This window comes from Mycobacterium sp. KBS0706 (assembly GCF_005938675.2).
Taxonomy (GTDB): Bacteria; Pseudomonadota; Alphaproteobacteria; order DSM-16000; family Inquilinaceae; genus Inquilinus.
In genome coordinates, this window is the sequence record NZ_VCCH02000099.1 from 1 (window position 1) to 19454 (window position 19454).

Below are 19454 nucleotides of genomic sequence, written 5' to 3' on the forward strand. Positions count from 1 at the left end.
CGCTGTTCCTCAGCCCGATCGGGGCCAGCCAGGACGATCTCGGCCAGGTGCTGCCGGGGCTGTTCGGCCTCAGCCGGGCGGAGGCGCGGCTGGCCGTCGCCCTGCATGACGGCTTCTCCCTGTCCGAGATCGCCGGGCAGCTGCAGCTCAGCCGCGAGACGCTGCGCAGCCAGCTCCGCTCCGTCTTCGACAAGACCGGCACCCGGCGGCAGGGCACGCTGATCCGCCTTTTGACCGATCTGGCCCGCGAAAGTCGGCTGGCGCGGCGGCCGTCCAGCCAGCTGTGATGGCGGACACGGCGCGGCCACAATGGTTTGGCTAACCTGTTGTCCTAGAGACAGCACAGCGAACCGTTTCATGTCCTCAACCATGGTCGTACACACCACCGAGCGGAATTCAGGGCTCGACCTCGTCCAGCTTGCGGGTCGGCTCTGCCTGGCACTCGTCTTCTTCGCCGCCGGCATCTCCAAGATCCCGGACTGGGCGTCGATGGTCGCGATGGTGCAGGCCCGCGGCCTGCCCGAACCCGAACTGCTGCTCGGCGCCGCCGCGGCGCTGCAGATCGTCGCCGGCGCCTTCCTGCTGCTCGGCTGGCGCACCCGGCTCGCCGCCCTGGCCCTGGCCGGCTTCACCATCGTCGCCACCGTGCTCTTCCATCCCTTCTGGGAAGCGCCGCCGAACCGGTTCGAGCTCGACTTCGCGATCTTCATGAGCAACCTCGCCGTGCTCGGCGGGCTGCTGTTCATCGCCGGCACCGGCGGCGGCCGCCACTCGCTCGACAGCGGCCCGGGCGAGGGCTGATCTCTCACCAGCCGGCGATCACCGCGCCCTTGAACCGGGTCTGGAGGAACTGCTTCACCGCGTCGGTGTGGTAGCTCTCGACCAGGGTCTTGACCCACGGCTCGTCCTTGCGCGCGGTCTGCACCGCGATGATGTTGACATAGGGGCTGTCCGCCGCCTCGCGCAGGATCGCATCCTTGGCCGGGTCCAGCCCGGCCTCGACCGCGTAGTTGGTGTTGATCGCCGAGATGTCGGTGTCGTCCAGCGACCGCGGCAGCTGCGCCGCGTCCAGCTCGACGATCTCGAGCTGCTTCGGGTTGCCGGTGATGTCGGCCACGCTCGGCTTCAGCCCGACGCCGTCGGCCAGGGTGATCAGGCCGGCGGACTGCAGCAGCAGCAGGACGCGGCCGCCATTGGTCGGGTCGTTCGGGATGCCGACCGTGGCGCCATCGCGCAGCTCGCCGATCGCCTTGATCTTCTTCGAGTAGATGCCGATCGGGAAGGTGACGGTGTTGGCCACCTTGCTGAGCTTGTAGCCGCGCTTGTCGATCTCGTTCACCAGGTAGGGCTCGTGCTGGAACGAGTTGGCGTCGAGCTCGCCGGTGTCGAGCGCCGCGTTGGGCACGACATAGTCCGAGAACTCGACGATCTCGATGTCCAGGCCCTTCGCATGGGCGATCGGCTTCACCTGCTCCAGGATCTCGGCATGCGGCCCCGGCGTGACGCCGATCTTCACGGTCTCGGCCAGCGCGGGCTGCACGGCCAGGGCGAACGCCGCCGCAGCCAGAATCGTCTTCAGGCTCATGGTCTTCCCCTCGAAGCGGATTGGTTCAGGCGGCGCGCTGCCGCTTGTTGACTCGGCGGGCCAGCCGGTCGCCGGCCATCTGCACCGCCTGCACGAACAGGATCAGCACGATCACCACCGCCGCCATCATCTCCGGCATGAAGCGCTGGTAGCCGTAGCGGATGCCGAGGTCGCCCAGCCCCCCGCCGCCGACCGCGCCGACCATGGCGGAATAGCCGATCAGGCTGACCACGGTCAGGGTCAGGCCCAGCACGATCGCCGGCATCGCCTCGGGCACCAGCACCTTGCGCACGATCTGCAGCGGCGTCGCGCCCATCGCCTTGGCTGCCTCGACCAGGCTCTGGTCGACCTCGCGCACCGCCGCCTCGATGATCCGGGCGATGAAGGGCACGCAGGCGATGGTCAGCGGCACGATCGCCGCCGTGGTGCCGATCGAGGTGCCGGCGATCAGCCGGGTGAACGGGATGATCGCCACCACCAGGATGATGAACGGCGTGGAGCGGGTGGCGTTCACCACCAGCCCGACGATACGGTTGGCCGCCGGCGCCGCGAACAGCTCGCCCTTGCCGCTGGTCGCCAGCCAGATGCCGATCGGGCCGCCCAGCAGGGTGCCGATCGCGGCCGCGACCGCGACCATGTACAGCGTCGCCCAGGCGGCGTCAGCCAGCAGCGCGAAGAGTTGCGGGGACATGGCCCAGAACCTCGACGGAAAGCTTGAGGGAGGAAAGGAAGTCGATCGCCGGCCGCGCCGTCTCCGGCCCGCCCGGGATCGCCACGATCAGGGTGCCGAAGGGGGCGCCCTGCACGCTGTCGACCCGGCCGTGCAGCAGCGCCGCGTCGACGCCCAGCCGGCGGGCCAGCTGGCCCAGCGCAGTGGTGCCGGCCTGGGCGCCGGCGAAGACCAGCCGCAGCACGGTCTCGCCGCCGGCCAGCGGCGCCTCGGACAGCCTGGCCGCCAGACCCTCCGGCAGCTCGGCGCCGGTGACGCTGGCGACGAAGGCGCGGGCCGTCGCGGTCTGCGGCCGGGTGAACAGGTCGAACACCCGCGCCTCCTCGATCACGCGGCCCTGCTCCAGCACCGCGACGCGGTGGCAGATCGCCTTGATCACCGCCATCTCATGGGTGATCAGCACGATGGTCAGGCCCAGCTCGCGGTTGATCTTCGCCAAGAGCTGCAGGATCGAGGCCGTGGTCTCGGGGTCGAGCGCGGAGGTCGCCTCGTCGCACAGCAGCACGTTCGGCTCGCTGGCCAGGGCCCGTGCGATGCCGACGCGCTGCTTCTGCCCGCCCGACAGCTCGGCCGGGTAGCGGTCGCGCTTGTCGCTCAGCCCGACCAGCTCCAGCAGCCGATCGACTCGTGCCGCGATGCTGCTTCGGTCGAGCCCGGCCAGCTCCAGCGGCAGCGCGACATTGGCGAAGACGGTGCGGGAGGAGAGCAGGGCGAAGTGCTGGAAGATCATGCCGATCTTCCGCCGCTCGGCCCGCAGCGCCGCTTCCGGCAGCGCCGTCAGCTCGGTGCCGTCGACGGCGACGGTGCCGCTGGTCGGGCGCTCCAGCAGGTTGATCAGGCGGATCAGGGTCGACTTGCCGGCGCCGCTGGGCCCGATCACGCCGAAGATCTCGCCGCGCTCGATGGTCAGGGAGACGTCGGCCAGCGCCGCGACCTGGGCCTGGCCGGCGCGGGTGAAGGTCTTGGAAACGGATGAAAGGCGGATCATGGACGGTGCCGGTTCAGTGGATCGGGGCGGGACGAAGGCAGGGCGGCCGGCAGGGCAGGGCGGCCGCGGGCCGGGATCAGGCGCGGCGACAGCGCATCGGCGCTGCGGCCGTCGGCCGGTGCGCGAAAGGGCTGCAAAGGACCGTCCTGGTCATCGTCGCGTCCTCACCTCGTCAATCGAGGGAACCACGACCTGCATCGTGGCGCTTTAGCGGTTGGTGACGCGGGCGCAAGCTGCTTCCCATCAAATCGCCGCGGGCCCGTGTACGGTGGGCCAGCCCGTTCGCCCTTAGATATCGTGCCGCACCAGGCAGGTCAACAAACTGCGCCATGCAGCTTGTGGATCTCTGAGTTTCACATCCCTGTCTGTGAATTTCCGGGCTGCGGTCGTGGCGGCAAAGATGGGGTCGAAAGCGGATCATGGCAAGTTCATGTCATGCATGCTTACCATTGCTGCGCTGCAAAAAGGCCGATCCTGGCGCGACGCGAACATCATACATTAGGAGGGCACAAGGAAAAACATGAGGGCCGGACTCGCCGGCAGTTGAGGTAAGCATGCATATCGACGTTCTGGACTTCGCTCCCGCCGCCGCCCCCCGCGCTGGCCTCTTCGCCCGCCTCCGTGGCGCCGTCGCGCACCGCATCGCCGAGCGCCGCGCGTACAATCGGGTCTTCGACGAGCTGCTGAAGCTCGACCGGCGCGAGATGGACGAGCTGGGTATCGGCCCGGGCGATTTCGACGCCATCGCCCGCGGCACCTTCAGCCGCTGAGCCTTCTGATCCGGGGCGCGGTCGCCCGTCGCAGGGCCGGCCGCCGCCGCCGCCGCCGCCGAAATGGAACAGGGCGCCCGCCCGCCGCAGCCGCATGAAGCGGCCCGCGGCAGGGCCGGGCGCCCTGTTCGCGTTCGCAGCTGACGCGACTGTCATTTGGCGGATCGGCCGGACGGCGCTATATGAGCACCCCATGAGCAAGAGATCACTGGCGGCGATCGGGCCGCGCACTGGCCAGATGACGGATTGGCAGATCGCGAAGCGGATGCTGCGCGAGCACATGAAGGGCCATCTAGGGCGTTTCGTGATGGCTTTCCTGTGCCTCGGCGCGACCGCAGCCGCGACCTCGGCGATCCCCTTCGCCCTGCAGCATACGCTCGATGGCATCTTCACCGCGAAGAACGCCGATCTCCTGGTGCCGATCTCGGTGGTGGTCGTCGTCATCTTCTTCGTGCGCGGGGCGTCGACCTACGGCTTCACTGTGGTGATGAACAGCATCGGCCGGCGCATCGTCGCCGAGCTGCAGATGCGCATGTTCAGCCAGAAGATCTGGGACGACCTGGCCAGCTTCCATGCCACTGCCTCCGGCCACCTGGTCAGCCAGTTCATCTACAACGTCCAGGCGGTGATGGGCGCGGTCTCGACCAGCGCCGCATCGATCGGGCGCGACGCCACCACCCTGGTCGGCCTCCTGGTGGCGATGTTCTACATGGACTGGCGGCTGGCGCTGGTCGCCTCGATCACCTTTCCGCTTTCGGCCCTGCCGGTGATCAAGGTCGGCCGCGATCTGCGCAAGGTCACCCGCAAGTCGCAATTCGGCATGGGCGAGCTGACCAGCTACCTGACCCAGGTCTTCCAGGGGATCCGCCACGTCAAGGCCTACAACGCCGAGCAGCGCACGATCAAGGCGACCGAGACCTTCGTCCAGGCGGTCTCGCGGCTGTCGCAGCGGATGACGCGGATCAGATCCTACAACACCCCGTTCATGGAGGTGCTGTCGGGCGTCGCCATCGCCGCGGTGATCTTCTACGGCGGATCGCAGGTGATCAGCGGCAACCGCACCACCGGCGAGTTTACGGCCTTCATCTTCGCGCTGATCTCGACCTACGATCCCCTGAAGCGGATCGTGAACACCTGGGGCTCGGTGCAGGTCGGGATGGCCGCGGCGGAGGGCATCTTCGCCATGATCGACAAGCAGCCGACGATCACCGACCGGCCGGGCGCCGCGGTGCTGGACCGGGTGACCGGCGCGATCCGGCTCGAGGACGTGCACTTCTCCTATGGCCCGGCCATTCCAGCGCTGCGCGGCATCTCGATCGAGATCCCGGCCGGCAAGACTGTGGCGCTGGTCGGTCCGTCCGGTGCCGGCAAGTCGACGCTGCTGAACCTGATCCCGCGCTTCTACGACCCGACCGAAGGGGCTGTCCGGATCGAGGGCCACGACCTCCGCGAGATCACCCAGCATTCGCTGCGCGAACAGATCGGCCTGGTCAGCCAGGAGACCACGCTGTTCGACGCCACGGTGCGCGACAACATCGCCTATGCCCGGCCGGGTGCGAGCCAGGAGGAGATCGAGGCGGCGGCCCGCGGGGCAGCAGCGCACGACTTCATCTCCGCCCTGCCGGAGGGCTACGACACCCAGATCGGCGAGCACGGGGTGCGCCTGTCCGGCGGCCAGCGGCAGCGGTTGTCGATCGCCCGCGCCATGCTGAAGAATGCGCCGATCCTGCTGCTCGACGAGGCGACCTCGGCCCTCGACACTGAGAGCGAGCGCCAGGTGCAGGATGCGCTGACCCGGCTGATGGTCGGCCGCACGACGCTGATGATCGCGCACCGCCTGTCGACTGTGCGCGGCGCCGATCTGATCTACGTCCTGGACCAGGGGCAGGTGGTCGAGACCGGCAGCCATGCCGAGCTGCTGAAGCGCGGCGGCCTCTATGCCCGGCTGTGGATGATGCAGACGGCTGAGGACGAGCAGGCCGAACTGGGAGCTCCGCCCGTGGTGGCGGTGGCGGGATAGGATGGGGGCTCAGGCCCCAGCGGCGGGTGTACGGCCACCGCGCCTGTTCTGCGACATGACGCCAATCCTGGCGCACGCGCGCGGCCATACCACCGTGACCGGCGTCCAGCGCGTAGTGCTGCGGGTGGTGGGGCACCTGGTGGCGACGCATGGGGCGGATGCGATTCGCGGCATCGCCTGGCATCCGAAGCTGCGGAGGGTGGTCGAGATCGACCTGTCTTTCCTCGGCCCGGACTATCGTTTCGAAGCCTGCCACGCCGAATTCGTCCGCGATATGGCCATTCCGTACGATGCCGGGGAGGCGGACCGTGCGCCGCTGCGCCGGCTGGCGGCGAAGCTCGGCCGGCTGCGCTGGCGGCTGGGGGCCGCGTCCGGCTTCGGCCGCCGGCTGTCACGGCCGACGCTCACGCCGACCGACCGGATCTTCCTGCCGGTGCCGACGCTTCGCAACGACCCCTACATCGCCTTCCTGGCCGCGCGCAAGGCGGCGGGCAATGCGGTGTTCCAACTGATCCATGATGTCATCCCGGTGAAATTGCCGGAGTTGGCGAAGCCGGGGCACGAGGCCGAGTTCCGTCGTTTCCTCGGTCGCGTCCCGGACTATGCGTCCGGCTTCCTGTGCGTGTCGGACCAGACCGAGGCGGATCTCCGGGAGGTCCTGCCGGTCGCCGGAACAGGCATCCCCACCAGGGTCACCCCGCTGGCCCACGAGTTCGCCGGCGAAGCGGCCGATGCGGCCGCGATAGGGCCTGCCGTGCGCGCGATTGCCGAGACGCCGTTCGTGCTGTGCGTCGGCACGATCGAGGTGCGCAAGAACGCCTATGCCCTGGTCCAGGCCTGGGACCTGCTGCGGTCGGAGCTGGGCCAGCGGTTGCCCCGCCTGGTCCTGGCCGGCCAGCGCGGCTGGCGCACCGAGGATCTGTTCGAGCTGCTGGCGAGGACCGGACATCTCGGCGGCACGGTCGCGGTGGCCGAGACGCCGACGGATGCGGAGTTGGCTTTTCTGTACCAGCTGTGCCTCTTCACCGTGTTCCCCAGCCTGTATGAGGGCTGGGGCCTGCCGATCGGCGAAAGCCTGTGGTTCGGAAAGCACTGCATCGCCTCGAAGACATCCTCGATGCCGCAGGTCGGCGGCGATCTGGCCGAGTATGTCGATCCCAAGGACGATGAGGGCCTGCAACAGGCCATCCTGCGGGCGCTCCAGGACTCGAACCATGTCTCGGCAAGGGAGCAGCGGATCCGGCAGGCGGAGCTCCGGCGCTGGTCCGATGTCGCCCGGGACGTCTACGCGGCAGTGATGGCGGATGCGGCGGAGGGCGTCATCTCCGGCCGGTGCCGGGATAGAGGGGAAAGCCAGGTCGGGGGGTAAATGAAGGTCGCCATCGTTGCGCCAAGTTCGGTCCCATTCACGATCGGCGGAGCCGAAAATCTATGGCTTGGCTTGCTGCGCTACATCAATCAGGAGACCCGGCACGATGCGGAGCTCATCAAGGTGCCGAGCCCCGAACGTACCTTGCCGGAGCTGATTTCGAGCTACGAGAATTTCTCCCGGCTGGATCTGAGCCACTTCGATCTGGTCATTTCGACCAAGTATCCGGCATGGATGATCAGGCATGACAATCATGTCTGTTATCTCCAGCACAGATTGCGCGGGTTGTACGACACATATCCGCGCACTCGATTCGACCCGCTGCCGGACTATGGGGATGCGGTGGTCGAGTCGCTGCAGCGGTTCATGCAGAAATGGCGCGGGCAACGGGATGCCCTGCCTGAATTCTTCGGCAGGGCTCGGGCCGTTATGGACAGGGGGGGAGAAGCGCTGGCCTTTCCCGGACCTTTCGCCCGAGAGGCGGTCCATTGGCTGGACGGGATCGGCCTGTCCCGCGACGCCGTCAGAAAATTCGCCGCCATCTCCGAGACCGTCGCCAGCCGCAAGGACTATTTCCCGGCCGATGTCGCCGTTGACGCCATTCATCACCCCACATCTCTCGACAGCCTGCGCGCGGGCAGCTACGACTACCTGTTCACATGCAGCCGCCTCGACAAGCCCAAACGCGTCGACTTGATCATCAATGCGATGCGGCAGGCGAATACGCGCATGCAGCTGAAGATCGCGGGCACCGGACCGGAGGAGGCCCGGTTGCGGGAACTTGCCGGCAATGATCCGAGGATCGAATTCCTTGGTTTCGTCAGAGACCCGGAGCTCGTCGACCTCTATGCGGGGGCGCGCGCCGTCGTGTTTGTGCCGAAGGACGAAGACTACGGCCTGATCACCGTCGAAGCGATGATGTGCGGCAAGCCGGTGATCACCACCGACGATTCCGGCGGGCCGAACGAGCTGATCGAGTCAGGCCGGACCGGCTATTCGACGAAGGCCGATGCGAGGGAGCTTGCCAAGGCGATGACGACGCTGGCGCAGTCCCCTGACCTTGCGGTCCAGATGGGGACGGCGGCGAAGCAGCGCATCAGTCGGATCACCTGGAAAACGACAGTCGACCCGCTTCTCATCTCGCCGCCTCAGGCGGCGCCGGGGAAGGCCCGCCGGCCGAAACTCTGCGTGGCCGTGACATTCCCCATCTTTCCTCCCCGCGGAGGGGGGCAGAGCCGGGTGTTTCACCTCTATCGGCATCTGGCGCAACGCTACGATGTCGATGTCGTGTGCATCACAAACGCGAACGACCTTCCGTCCGACCGGCTGGTGGCGCCGGGTCTCAGGGAAATCCGGATCCCGAAATCGAGCGCGCACCGGGATGCGGAGCTCGCGCTGACGCGGGACATCGGAGGGGTGCCCATAACCGATATGGCGATGCCGCGGCTCGTGCATCTCACGCCGGACTACCGGGAGGCGCTGTCCGGCTCCATGGCAGAGGCCGAAGCCGTCGTCGCGTCGCACCCCTATCTGTTTCCCCTGATTCGGGAGATGAGCAGACAGCCGATCTGGTACGAGGCTCATAACGTCGAGATCGATCTGAAGCGAGCCATGCTGCCGGACACGGCCACCGCGCAAGCCCTCCTCGGGGATACGGAAAGAGTGGAGCGGGAGTGTTGCGAGGCTGCCGAGCTCGTCATGGTCTGTGCGAAGGCCGATCAGGAGGTGTTCGAGCGCAGGTTCGACGTGCCCGGCGCGAAGTTTGTCGAGGTTCCGAACGGCGTCGATCTCGAATCGGTTTACTACACGGGGCCGAAATCTCGCGCCGCCAACAAGGAGCGCCTGGGTATAGAAGACTGCTTCACGGCGCTTTTCATCGGCAGCCGGCATCAACCCAACAACGATGCCGTCGAGGAAATTCTTCAGTTTGCGCCACAATGCCCCGACATGCGATTCTTGGTTCTTGGAAGCGTGGCCGGATACTTCGCGGGCCGGGCGGTGCCGGAGAATGTGGGCTTCATGGGCGAGGTGGACGACGTCACCAAAGATGTGGTGCTAGGCACGGTGGACTGCGCGATCAACCCGATGACGACGGGATCGGGGACCAACCTGAAGATGCTCGACTATTTCGCGAGCGGGATCCCCGTGATCTCGACCCCGCATGGGGCGCGGGGGATCGCTGTCGCCGACGGCGTGCACTTGCAGATCAGCAAGCTTTCCCAGTTCCCTCGCGCGCTGGCCCAGCTGAAAGGCGAGGTCGGCGCCGCCGGATTGGCCAGACGTGTCGCCGCGGCCCGGCTTCTTGTCGAAGAGCGGTACGGGTGGTCTGCGATCGCCCGCAATTTCCTGTCGCACATTCATGCGGAAGCCCGTGGCGAGCGAGGGCGGATGTCCGATCGAGTGGTCGGGCAGGGGGCGCTGTGATGGCGTCTCCGGCGCAGTCGCCCTCGGTCGACGAGATCATCAACCGCGTCAATGTGGAGGCCGAGCGCCGGCGACGGCAACCCCCGGTCGCCCTGACGGAAGCCGGTGGAGCGGTTCCCCTGCATTCGGGTGCCGCTTCGGCATGGCCGCCTGCAGCCGCGGCGCCGCAGGCCTTTCCGGTCAAGAAGAAATACGCGCTTGATGAATTTCTCCGGCTGGGCGACGAGGCGTTCGTCCGCGCGGCCTATCAGGGATTGTTGCGTCGTGAACCCGACCCGCAGGGGCTGTCGCGACAGCTTCGGCGTCTCAGATCCGGCCGGGCATCGAAGGCGGATATTCTGATCAGCCTGCGCTGGTCGCCGGAGGGACGAAAGCACGGCGCCAAGGTCTCCGGCCTCAAGCGGCTGCGCCGATGGCGGTCCGCCGGCCGGGTGCCGATTCTCGGCCCGACCATGCGATGGCTGCTGATGCTCGGGCGTCTGCCCAGGCTATGGCGCGAGGTTCGCCGCCAGAGCGCGCAAAGCGAGCAGATGAGCCTGTCCTGGCAGAATTTTGCAGGCCTGCTGCAGCAACGCGGCCAAAGCCATGAGGATCAGGTTCTGGCTCTTCGCGACCGCATCGAAGAGCTGCAAGCCGCCTCGGCGTCCGCCATCTCGGATCTGCAGCGGCAGAACGCGGAAATCCGGAGGCAATTCAAGGTTCTCGCGGACGCCAACTCGTCGGGCCGGCAGGAATCGAAGGACGGCGACTGATACCGGCGGACTTCGAGATCGGCTCTCCGGCCGTCTTCGTCACGGGCGACCCGGATCAGCCGGCCGGCTTCAGCTCCTCGGGCAACTCCACGCCATATTTCTCGGCGCCGCGGCGAAGATAGGCCCAGAAGAAGGGATTGTGCCGCCATTGGCACTCCCGCCAGAACAGCTGCAGGTATCGGCTGGGGTGCTTGCGGTACAGGAGGGCGTCCTTTTCGAAGAAACGCGACCGCTCAGCCAGGGATTCTCGCTCGACCGACCGGGGATGGGGGGGATGAAACACCCAGGCCTCATGCGAGAAGGGGACCCGCCCCAGCTCCAGGGCCCGCCAGCCAAGATCGGTGTCCTCGCGGAAATGGGGGTTGTCGAACAGGAGGTCGAACCCATTGAGGGCGTGGAACGCTTCTGCCCGGAGGAAGAAGTTGGCGGTCATGAAGGCCAGGCCTTCGAAACCCTCATTGGTGACCGGCCGCCATTCCGGATCGTCGACCCGGTCGGACAGGACGAGGCCCTCCACCCCGACGACGCCGGGATCGTCGAACAGCGGCCGCGCGGACGCAAGCCAGTCCTGGCCGGGTTCACAGTCGTCGTCGGTGAAGGCGATCACCTCTCCGACGGCCAAGTCGGCCCCCGCATTGCGCGCCGGCACCGCGCCGCGGACGTCGGTGTGCACATACGTCAGGCTGAAGCCAAAGGGCTTGTCCCTGTCGGGCCACGGCTCCGCGCTCTGATCGATGACGATGACCTCGAAATCGTCGTCGCTCTGACTCGCCAGCCGCGCCATCAGCCGCGACAGATGCTCGTGTCGCTCATAGGTCGGGACGACGATCGAGAAGAAGACCGGGTGCCCCAGGGCCTGATGACGGTGTTGCAGCAGACGGCCGGCATTGGCCGAGATGCGCTCCCAGGAGTAGCTCCTGTCGGCTTCCGTCCTCGCGGCGTCCGAGAGTTCCTCCCGGGCGGGCGCATTGGCGGCCAGGCGCGATACGGCCGTCGCGAAACCGTCCGCATCCGCGACGAGAAAGGCCGTGTTCGCCGTCTCGATGCCTCGCGCGCCCACCTTCGTGGTCACGATCGGCAAGCCCCAGGCCATGAACTCCAGCATCTTGATGTTGGTGCCCGAGCCGCTGAACATCGGATTGACGGCGATATCCGCGACTGAGAGCCAGTCCCGCTTGGCATCCTCCGACAGACCGCCCGTCACGACGAGATTGGCAGCTTCGAGACCGGCCTTCCTGATCTCGTCTCCAGCACCGCCGCCGATGACGAACAGAACCTCGGGGACCTGCCGGGCGAGCGTGGATGCGATGAATTGTGCCGCTTCGAGATTCGGGGCGTAGAGGCTGCCGAGGAAGAAGGCGACGGGACGGTCGTCTCCCAGGCCCAGCCGGTCCCTGATCTCACGCCGTTCGGCGGTCGTGGGGTGGGGGATCTGTCGGGTGAAGGCTCCGTTCGCCGCCACCCGGATCTTGCCCGGCGGGATATCGTAGAGCCGGGAGAACAGCAGCCGGTCATCGTGCGAGCAGGCCAGGATCAGGTTTGCCGCGCGACACAGCCGGACCTCAACATCCACCACGCCTCGGGCGATCTGCGTACCGGCGCCCTGGTCGTCAAGCAGTTCCGTTCGCAGCAGGCCTTCGACGTTGTGGGCATCGTAGACGATCAGCTGGCGCGAAGGATCGAGGACGTCGCGCACGAGCGGGTAGACCCAGGGGTGCGAGAACACGACGGCGTCCGCCTCGGCCGCGGCCCGGCGGGCGGCCGCGACGTAGTCCGGCGAGAGATGGGCCGTGGTGTGGAACGTGCTGTCGATGACCGTCTTTCCCCCGGCGGCTCTCCTCTGCCGCTTCGCCTCGGCGAAGTGGGCGTCGCTCAGCGGCACCATGATCTCGCGCAGCGTCGGCGACAGCATCTGGTCGCGGAAGCCAGGGCCCGGCCAGTCATAGCTGCCGACATAGGTCGCGGCGTGCTCGGCTCCGAGGCCGTGATAAAGCCCCAGAAGTCGCAGTCGTCCCCCGCCCACCGGCGGGTCTATCGGCTGCATGTCGAGGATCGCGATACGCATGTCGGTTCTTATGACGGCAATTCAGTGCGAGGAAGGAGTATCGATAAAGCCGAGAGCTCGGGCCAAACTATGGCCGATTCGCTCCCAGGTGATATGCGCGACGGACGATCGGCCACGGCTGCCCATCGCCATCGCCATCCCGGGATCCTCTACCAATCGTTCGAGCCAACCTGCAAGCGCAGAAGGGTCGGGCTGGCTCACGAAGCCGGTCTCGCCGTGCCGGACCAGGCGCGACGGTTCGCCGGAATCGGTGCAGGTGACGACCGGCTTGCCGCTGCCGAACGCCTCGAGCGTGATCAGGCCGAGATCCTCCCGCCGGGGAACGAAGGCGACGGCCAGCGCGTCCGCGTAGAGGGCCCGCAACTCGTCCTCGCTCATCCGCCCCAGGAAGCGGATCCGGGGATCGCCATCGGCAATGGTCTCGAAATAGGCCCGATCCTCGCCGGTCCCGGTGATCAGAAGCTGGACGGGCCGGCGCATCAGCTTGACCGCGGAGATCGCCAGGTCGACACGCTTCCAGCGATGCAGGCGGCCTGGAAGGAGGATGTATTCGTATCGGCCCTGCCTGAGGCCGTCGAGAGTGGTCGGATGGTGCAGCACCTCGGCGTCGATGCCGTTGTACTGCTTCAATCTCTCCCTGACCTCATGGCCGATCGTGTAGAGGTGCTTCAGCCGTCGCGGGGCAAGGGCGGCCGTGTCCAGCTGGTGGATCAGCCGGCGCTGTTCCAGCAGTGCGGCGGAGGGGGCCGGAAACTCGGCCTCGAACATGTCGTAGAAGACGCGCATCGTGTGCACCAGATACCCGACATGGTTCCGGTGACGGATGGCATAGCTGGGCGCCTTGGTGGACACCACGCCATCGAACGCATCGAGGTTCAGATCATAGAAGCGAAGATAGCTGCCCTTGATCTGGTCGAAATTGCTCTCGTCGCTGACCGGCGACACGATCTCCGCCTGCAGCCCGGCGTTCTCCAGGGCGGATTGCAGCCCGCTGTAGAGCCGCTCGACGCCGCCGACCTCACCGGTTCCGGACCCGGCTGCGACGATCGCGACTTTCGCGCTGCTCATAGGGGGCAACCGATCGGGCAGGTCGCGAGCGACCGGCGGATCCGCGGCAACGCGATCACGATGCCTTCCACCCGATGATGCTGTAGTCCTGCGCACCGAACAGCTTGTGCTGCAGCAGGGCGAGCATCGGATCGTCATAGTCGCGGTGCGCCCAGTCCATCGGGTGCAGGTCCAGCACCTCGACCCCGCTGAACCCCCTGGCCGTCGCGATGAACGAGATCAGGTCCGACGGCAGCGGGTTCAGATGGGTCGGGTCCATGTAGAACCGCTCGGCCGCCACCTGCAGATTCGCGGGATTCGGCGTCTCGAAGATCACCATGCCGCCCGGCTTGAGCACGCGCAGCACCTCGTCGAACAGGGTGACGAGAACATCGAATGGCAGGTGCTCGATGATGTGAAAGCCGGTGACCGCGCCGAGGCTGCGCTCCGGCAGCGACCGCAGGACCTCGAGCGCGTCCCCCAGCGTGGCCTTCAGGCCGCGGGCATGACATTCCTCCACCATCACCCGGTTGAGGTCGATCCCCGACGCGGCGAGCCCGTTCTCGCCGAGCAATTCGAGCCACTCGCCCCGCCCGCAGCCGATATCGATCAGCTCGCCTCCGGTGGCCTCCGCGGCCTTCCTGGCGTAGGGCACATAGATCTTCTGGCGGTTCTTGATATCGTCCCGCGTGCCGCGGTAGCGGTCCTCGAACGACACGTAGAAGGCGTCGAGCAGGTGGCTTGCTTCGTTCGCGATGGTCTCGGTCTGTGTGGCATCGAAGGGCGCCGGCAACCGCTTGCGTGCTTCCGTGAGCAGCAATTCGAGCCGCAGCTTCTGGTCGGTGATGCTGCGCCAATGACTGTGCAGCCGGCCGCGCAACTCGACCATCTCAGCCTGCAGGCGATGCAGTTCGGGATCGACGTTTCTGTGTTCGGACAGCTGCGCTGCGAGTGAGGAAACCGTTTCCCTCAACTCCGCGGCGGCCGCTTCCGTCTGATCGAGTCGATCCTTGCTGTTCGAAATGGTTGCGGCGACCGCCTCGACCTGATCGAGCCGGTCCCGGCTGTCCACGGCGACCGCCTCGACCTGATCGAGTCGATCCTTGCCGCTCACAGCGATCGCGGCCACCGCGTCGATGCGTCCCGCGAGATCGGATTGGGCACCGGCCAGCGGTTCGATCTGCCGGCGCAGCTTCTCGATCGAGGCCTTCATCGGTCCGGCCAAGGCCTGCTGCTCGACACGCGCCTCGGCGGCGACCTGCTGGGCCGTCATCGTCGCCAGCGCTTCGAAATTGCGGACGTCCCGCGCGATCCGCGGCAGCCGCGACAGATAGCGGACGCCCTTGCTGAAATTGACGATCGAGCGCAGCGGCGGCTTCCGCGCGGCCTTGGCCCAGGCCACCCGCCACCGCAGGCCGCGGATCCGGATTCCGCGCTCACGGGCTTCCGCGGAGTTGACCAGGCGCCGCAGCACCACGACGCGCTCCAGCCGGCCATGGTTGAGGTGCTTCAGATAATGGCCGCGGCCGACCACATCCGGTTCCCGGCCCAGAATCTTCACATAGGCCGATCGGATGAAGTCCTCGTTCCGCTTGCCGCGAAGCAGCTCGCGAACCGAAAACGTCCGGCGGATGCTTTCGGACGCGATCGGTTGGCGCGGCCCCTCGCCACCTGCCGCTTCCTGGGCCGGCGATCCAGCGGCGGGAACCGCCGTCTTGGCCGCAATCTCGGCGCGGATGCGCTTCATCAACTCGTCGAGATCTGGGGTATCCGTCATGGGCGCGTGTCGGTCTGAGGGCTGATTGATCCGAGCCAAACACCCGGAACCGGGCTGCGTTCCGGCGGCGATCCCGGAGCTGGGTGATCGCCGCCTTGTTCTGCGTCAGGGTGCGAGGAGCTCTGACATCACGGTCGTTGCGGAGTCGGTGCCTCGTCGTTCACCGGCGCTTCCCGGCGGCCGGCAAGATCGTGGAACAGCCTTGAAGTGGTGTCGCGGCCGTTCCGAATCCGAGCGGGACCATGCTTGCCTTAGCCGTTGGAAAACCATTAGGGTGCGGCCTCTTACCATAGGAATTCCGGTTGATGAAATTGGATTCGGCCGCCATCAAGATCGCAGCCTCGCAGGATCAGGCTGAAAAGTCCGGCTCCCGGCTCAAGTTTCTGGATGGCCTCAGGGCTATTGCCGCCTTGTTTGTCGTTGGGCAGCACGCGGGTGAGCTCCTGTATCCCCAGTTTTTTGGGTGGAGCATCACGGTGTGGCGGCCCGGGCAATTCGGGGTCTTCCTGTTCTTCATTATCAGCGGCTTCGTCATCCCCTATACGATCGGCCGCTATCGCAGCCCGTTGTCGTTTGCTTTTGGTCGGTTCTTTCGGATTTTCCCGCTTCTGGCCGCGGCGACCGTCTTCGTCCTGCTCACATCGGGACAGGACTTTTCACTTGGAGTGATCGCCGCAAATTTATTTGCAGTGCATCTGTTTTTCACGAATATCAACATCGTGGGGTCGTCCTGGACGCTGTACTATGAGCTGATCTTCTATATTCTCATTGGTGTCGCCTTCTTTTCCAGCCGGCTGCCGAGCTCATTGCGCGTCATCGCCGTTGTCCCGCTGCTGCCGCTGCTGCTGAACGGCGCCATTTCCGGTGATCTGCTGTTCGGCGGCGCGACGAAGTTCCTCGAGAGCTGGGAAGCGCTCGCGGCCGTGTTCGCCTTCTCGATCCTCCTGACCATGGCAATAGCAGGCAGTTCTTCGACCAGCCTGTTGAAAGCCTTTCCTTTTACGATTGCTGCGAGCTTTTTATTGTTTCACAATTATAGAGGGATATTTTACAATTTTACGCTCGTTCAATTTTTCGCCATTGGGGTGTTGTATTATTTCCACTACACGAACCGCTTGGCGACGAAGCACCTGGTGATGCTTCTGATCGGCAATGCGCTGGTGATCCTGATCAATTTCCGGATCTTCTACTACCCGTTCGAATGGCCGGCGCCGCAGCCTTCGCACGATTGGCTGGCTCCCTATTTCGTCGACGCCGACAAGGTCGGGCGGCTGGCGCCCTGGTGGACCGATCCGGTGACCTATGTCTGCGCGATCGCGGTGTTCAGCTTCGGCTACTTCTTCCGCTACGGCCTGGAAGGGCGGGTGATCACCTGGCTGGGGATGATCAGCTACTCGATCTACATCGTGCACTCGGTGATCATCCATCATCTGCCGCAGATCGCCGGGTCGCGGATCGTCACGTTTTTCGGCTGGATGGCGATCAGCATCGCCGTATCCTGGGTGACCTATCGCCTGATCGAGGATCCGTTCCACCGGCTGGGACGCCTGGCCGCGCGCTGGGCCGACACTCGGTCGGACCGCCCCTCACGACACCAAGCAACCGTGGCGGAGATGACGGCGCAGTGAGATACCTGGACGGCGTCCGCGGACGCCGTCCCTGCTTGCAACCATCAGCCTCCCGGAGCCCTCTATGAAAGGCATCATCCTCGCCGGCGGCAGCGGCACGCGGCTACATCCGCTGACGCTCGCCACCTCCAAGCAGCTGATGCCGGTCTACGACAAGCCGATGATCTACTACCCGCTCAGCGTGCTGATGCTGGCCGGGATCCGCGAGGTGCTGGTCATCTCCACCCCGCATGACATGCCGCAGTTCCAGCGCCTGCTCGGCGACGGGTCGCAATGGGGCATGACCTTCGAATACGCGGTGCAGCCCAACCCGGACGGGCTGGCCCAGGCCTATATCATCGGCGCCGATTTCGTCGCCGGCGGTCCCTCGGCGCTGATCCTCGGCGACAACATCTATCACGGCCACGGCCTGCCGGAGCTGCTGGCCTCGGCCGCCGCCCAGCCCTCCGGCGCCTCGGTCTTCGCCTATTACGTCGACGATCCGGAGCGCTACGGCGTGGTCAATTTCGGCGCCGACGGCCGGGCCGCGGCGATCGAGGAGAAGCCGCGCAACCCGACCTCCAACTGGGCGGTCACCGGCCTCTATTTCTACGATGCCGAGGTGGTCGACATCGCCGCCGACCTGAAGCCCTCGGCCCGCGGCGAGCTCGAGATCACCGACGTCAACCGCGTCTATCTCGAGCGCGGCGGGCTGCATGTCGAGCGCATGGGCCGCGGCTTCGCCTGGTTCGACATGGGCACGCATGACAGCCTGCTCGAGGCCGCCAGCTACGTCCAGACGCTGGAGCGGCGCCAGGGCCTGCGCGTCGCCTGCCCGGAGGAGATCGCCTATCTCCAGGCCTTCATCGACCGCGACCAGCTGGTCGCCCAGGGCCGCAAGCTGGAGAAGAGCGGCTACGGCAAGTACCTGCTCAAGGTCGCGGAGATCGAGGAGCACGGGTCCCTGGCCCGCGCCCGGCTGGGGGTGTGACGGCCATGCCCGGTCATGCGCCGGGCAGCGCGGACGTGACCAGGGCGGCGAGGTAGAGGCCGAGGCCGAAGGCGGCGTGGGCATCAGGCTGCGCAGCCTTGCGACGGTTGGGTTCGGCGTCTTCGACGCGGCGATGCCGACCCCCAGGGCCGGCTGCATCAGCAGGAACGGCGCGGCAACGGTGACCAGCCCGAAGGCCAGCGCCGGCGCGAAGGTCGGATCGTGCGCCCAGCCCAGGCCGCACAGCGCCAGCAGCAGGGCGGCGAAGACGATGCCGGTGCCGTAATGGACGGCCCAGCCGAGGGCGCGCTCGCCTGGCGCATGACGTCCAGCCGGGCCGCCGCAGCGGCAAGATCCTGCTGGTGCCGGACTAGGCGCTCAGGCGCCAGGGACGACCGGCACCAGCCCGTAGCGCAGCATGACCTCCTTCATCTGCGCCGGGTCGGGCGCGCCGCCGGCGGCCAGCGCGGCGACCTCGCGGAAATAGGCGGGGCCGAGCACGCCGGGGGTGAGGACAACGAGGCAGGCCGCCGGCGCCTGCGTGTCGTTGCGGAAGCCGTGCACGATGCCGCGCCGGATGAAGACCGAGTCGCCAGTCCCGACCGGCACGTCGTGGCCATCGACCTGGAAGGTCAGGGTGCCGGCCAGGCCGTAGGCCACCTCGTCCCAGCTCTCGTGATAATGCGGCACCGGCATCCGGGCGTTCGGCTGCACCGTCATCCGGAACGCATCGAGGCTGCCGGTGGTGTCGTCCTTGCTGTGCAGGAACTCCAGCGCCAGCCCGCCCATCCTGATCGTTTCCATGCTGTCCTCCCTTGAGGGCGGTTCGCCTCCGCCTTCCGGAGAGAGTGAGCGTTCCTGCCGGCACCGGCAATGATCGGGTCCGCCCGGCGCATGCCGGCATACGGCGAGAACATTGGCCGGGCGAGCGGCGGGCCGATACGGTCGGTTACGGTTGCAGCAATCGTCCATCCATCCTTGACGGGGCTCGAATGGCAGACGACCAGAAGATGGCTGAACTGGAAAAGAAGATGGAGGCTCTGGAACATCGAGTCAAAATCGCCGAAGGCAGGGCCCAGACGGTCTACGGCATCGCCTCCGATCTGAAGAAGGAGATCAAGGGGCTGGGCGATACGGTGGCGACGGTGCAGAAGAGCTTTTCCGAGGTGGGAAAGGAGCTCAAAGGCGTGAAGGACAAGTTCAGGACCTTCGGAGCGACCGTGAAATCCTTCGGAAACCCGCGCGATATCAAGAATATGCTGAAGAAGCGCTAGGCGGCGCCCGCTTCGCCCCTCCCGCGGGGCGGGAGAGGCGTTCAGCCGGGCCGGC

At 66.5% G+C, this 19454-nt stretch carries 17 protein-coding genes and 1 pseudogene; 10 read left to right on the top strand and 8 right to left on the bottom strand.

The window, feature by feature from the left end; translation table 11 throughout:
* A partial coding sequence (locus tag FFK22_RS34145; protein WP_186002811.1) for a helix-turn-helix transcriptional regulator occupies positions 1-287 on the top strand: 287 nt, incomplete at its 5' end.
* Positions 288-357: 70 nt separating this feature from the next.
* Positions 358-801, top strand: a complete 444-nt coding sequence (locus FFK22_RS34150; protein ID WP_186002812.1) for a DoxX family protein — start codon at positions 358-360, stop codon at positions 799-801.
* Between the two features lie 4 nt (positions 802-805).
* Here the strand turns inward: FFK22_RS34150 and FFK22_RS34155 are convergent, their stop codons facing one another.
* The 3 genes from FFK22_RS34155 to FFK22_RS34165 are packed head-to-tail and all read right to left on the bottom strand — an operon-like array spanning position 806 to position 3303.
* Positions 806-1585, bottom strand: a complete 780-nt coding sequence (locus FFK22_RS34155; protein ID WP_138892017.1) for a MetQ/NlpA family ABC transporter substrate-binding protein — start codon at positions 1583-1585, stop codon at positions 806-808.
* Positions 1586-1610: 25 nt separating this feature from the next.
* Positions 1611-2276 (bottom strand): methionine ABC transporter permease, encoded by a 666-nt coding sequence (locus tag FFK22_RS34160; protein ID WP_138892016.1) that lies wholly within the window; start codon positions 2274-2276, stop codon positions 1611-1613.
* Positions 2245-3303, bottom strand: a complete 1059-nt coding sequence (locus FFK22_RS34165; RefSeq protein WP_138892015.1) for a methionine ABC transporter ATP-binding protein — start codon at positions 3301-3303, stop codon at positions 2245-2247. The genes FFK22_RS34160 and FFK22_RS34165 overlap by 32 nt, the downstream gene beginning before the upstream one ends.
* 554 nt (positions 3304-3857) lie before the next feature.
* Between FFK22_RS34165 and FFK22_RS44065 the strand changes: the two genes are divergently transcribed.
* The 5 genes from FFK22_RS44065 to FFK22_RS34190 all read left to right on the top strand — a co-directional run bounded on the left by FFK22_RS44065 (position 3858) and on the right by FFK22_RS34190 (position 10638).
* Positions 3858-4073 (top strand): hypothetical protein, encoded by a 216-nt coding sequence (locus FFK22_RS44065; RefSeq protein WP_221939063.1) that lies wholly within the window; start codon positions 3858-3860, stop codon positions 4071-4073.
* Between the two features lie 193 nt (positions 4074-4266).
* Positions 4267-6093, top strand: coding sequence for an ABC transporter ATP-binding protein (locus tag FFK22_RS34175; protein WP_221939064.1), 1827 nt, complete (start codon positions 4267-4269; stop codon positions 6091-6093).
* Positions 6094-6148: 55 nt separating this feature from the next.
* Entirely contained in the window at positions 6149-7462 is a 1314-nt protein-coding gene (locus tag FFK22_RS34180) for a glycosyltransferase family 1 protein (RefSeq protein ID WP_186002813.1), read from the top strand.
* Positions 7463-9886 carry a glycosyltransferase family 4 protein gene (locus FFK22_RS34185; RefSeq protein ID WP_138892013.1) on the top strand — a complete coding sequence of 808 codons (2424 nt, stop codon included), beginning with the start codon at positions 7463-7465 and terminating at the stop codon, positions 9884-9886. It abuts the gene before it with no gap.
* Positions 9886-10638 carry a DUF4214 domain-containing protein gene (locus FFK22_RS34190; RefSeq protein ID WP_138892012.1) on the top strand — a complete coding sequence of 251 codons (753 nt, stop codon included), beginning with the start codon at positions 9886-9888 and terminating at the stop codon, positions 10636-10638. The genes FFK22_RS34185 and FFK22_RS34190 overlap by 1 nt, the downstream gene beginning before the upstream one ends.
* A gap of 55 nt (positions 10639-10693) precedes the next feature.
* Here the strand turns inward: FFK22_RS34190 and FFK22_RS34195 are convergent, their stop codons facing one another.
* Genes FFK22_RS34195 through FFK22_RS34205 form a run of 3 tightly spaced genes read right to left on the bottom strand, consistent with a single transcriptional unit; the run spans position 10694 to position 15497 of the window.
* The gene (locus FFK22_RS34195) at positions 10694-12703 is read right to left on the bottom strand and encodes a glycosyltransferase (protein ID WP_138892011.1); all 2010 of its coding nucleotides are present in this window, start codon (positions 12701-12703) and stop codon (positions 10694-10696) included.
* A 21-nt stretch (positions 12704-12724) separates the two neighbouring features.
* Positions 12725-13771: a glycosyltransferase family 4 protein gene (locus FFK22_RS34200; protein ID WP_138892010.1), complete on the bottom strand. Its 1047-nt coding sequence runs from the start codon at positions 13769-13771 to the stop codon at positions 12725-12727.
* 55 nt (positions 13772-13826) lie between these two features.
* Positions 13827-15497 (bottom strand): methyltransferase domain-containing protein, encoded by a 1671-nt coding sequence (locus tag FFK22_RS34205; RefSeq protein WP_186002814.1) that lies wholly within the window; start codon positions 15495-15497, stop codon positions 13827-13829.
* Positions 15498-15832: 335 nt separating this feature from the next.
* Here FFK22_RS34205 and FFK22_RS34210 point away from each other — a divergent pair, with 335 nt between their 5' ends.
* On the top strand, positions 15833-17155 hold the full coding sequence (locus tag FFK22_RS34210) for an acyltransferase (RefSeq protein WP_138892008.1): 1323 nt from the start codon (positions 15833-15835) through the stop codon (positions 17153-17155).
* A 64-nt stretch (positions 17156-17219) separates the two neighbouring features.
* Positions 17220-18125, top strand: a complete 906-nt coding sequence (rfbA, locus tag FFK22_RS34215; RefSeq protein WP_138892007.1) for a glucose-1-phosphate thymidylyltransferase RfbA — start codon at positions 17220-17222, stop codon at positions 18123-18125.
* 93 nt (positions 18126-18218) lie between these two features.
* On the opposite strand, the pseudogene FFK22_RS44880 reads toward rfbA, so the two are convergent.
* Both FFK22_RS44880 and FFK22_RS34225 read right to left on the bottom strand, forming a co-directional pair.
* Positions 18219-18437: pseudogene (locus FFK22_RS44880) on the bottom strand (DUF2938 family protein); the annotation flags it as partial.
* Between the two features lie 66 nt (positions 18438-18503).
* On the bottom strand, positions 18504-18929 hold the full coding sequence (locus tag FFK22_RS34225; protein WP_138892006.1) for a cupin domain-containing protein: 426 nt from the start codon (positions 18927-18929) through the stop codon (positions 18504-18506).
* A gap of 44 nt (positions 18930-18973) precedes the next feature.
* On the opposite strand from FFK22_RS34225, the gene FFK22_RS34230 reads away from it, so the two are divergent.
* The gene (locus FFK22_RS34230) at positions 18974-19399 is read left to right on the top strand and encodes a hypothetical protein (RefSeq protein ID WP_138892005.1); all 426 of its coding nucleotides are present in this window, start codon (positions 18974-18976) and stop codon (positions 19397-19399) included.
* Positions 19400-19454 lie beyond the last annotated feature (55 nt).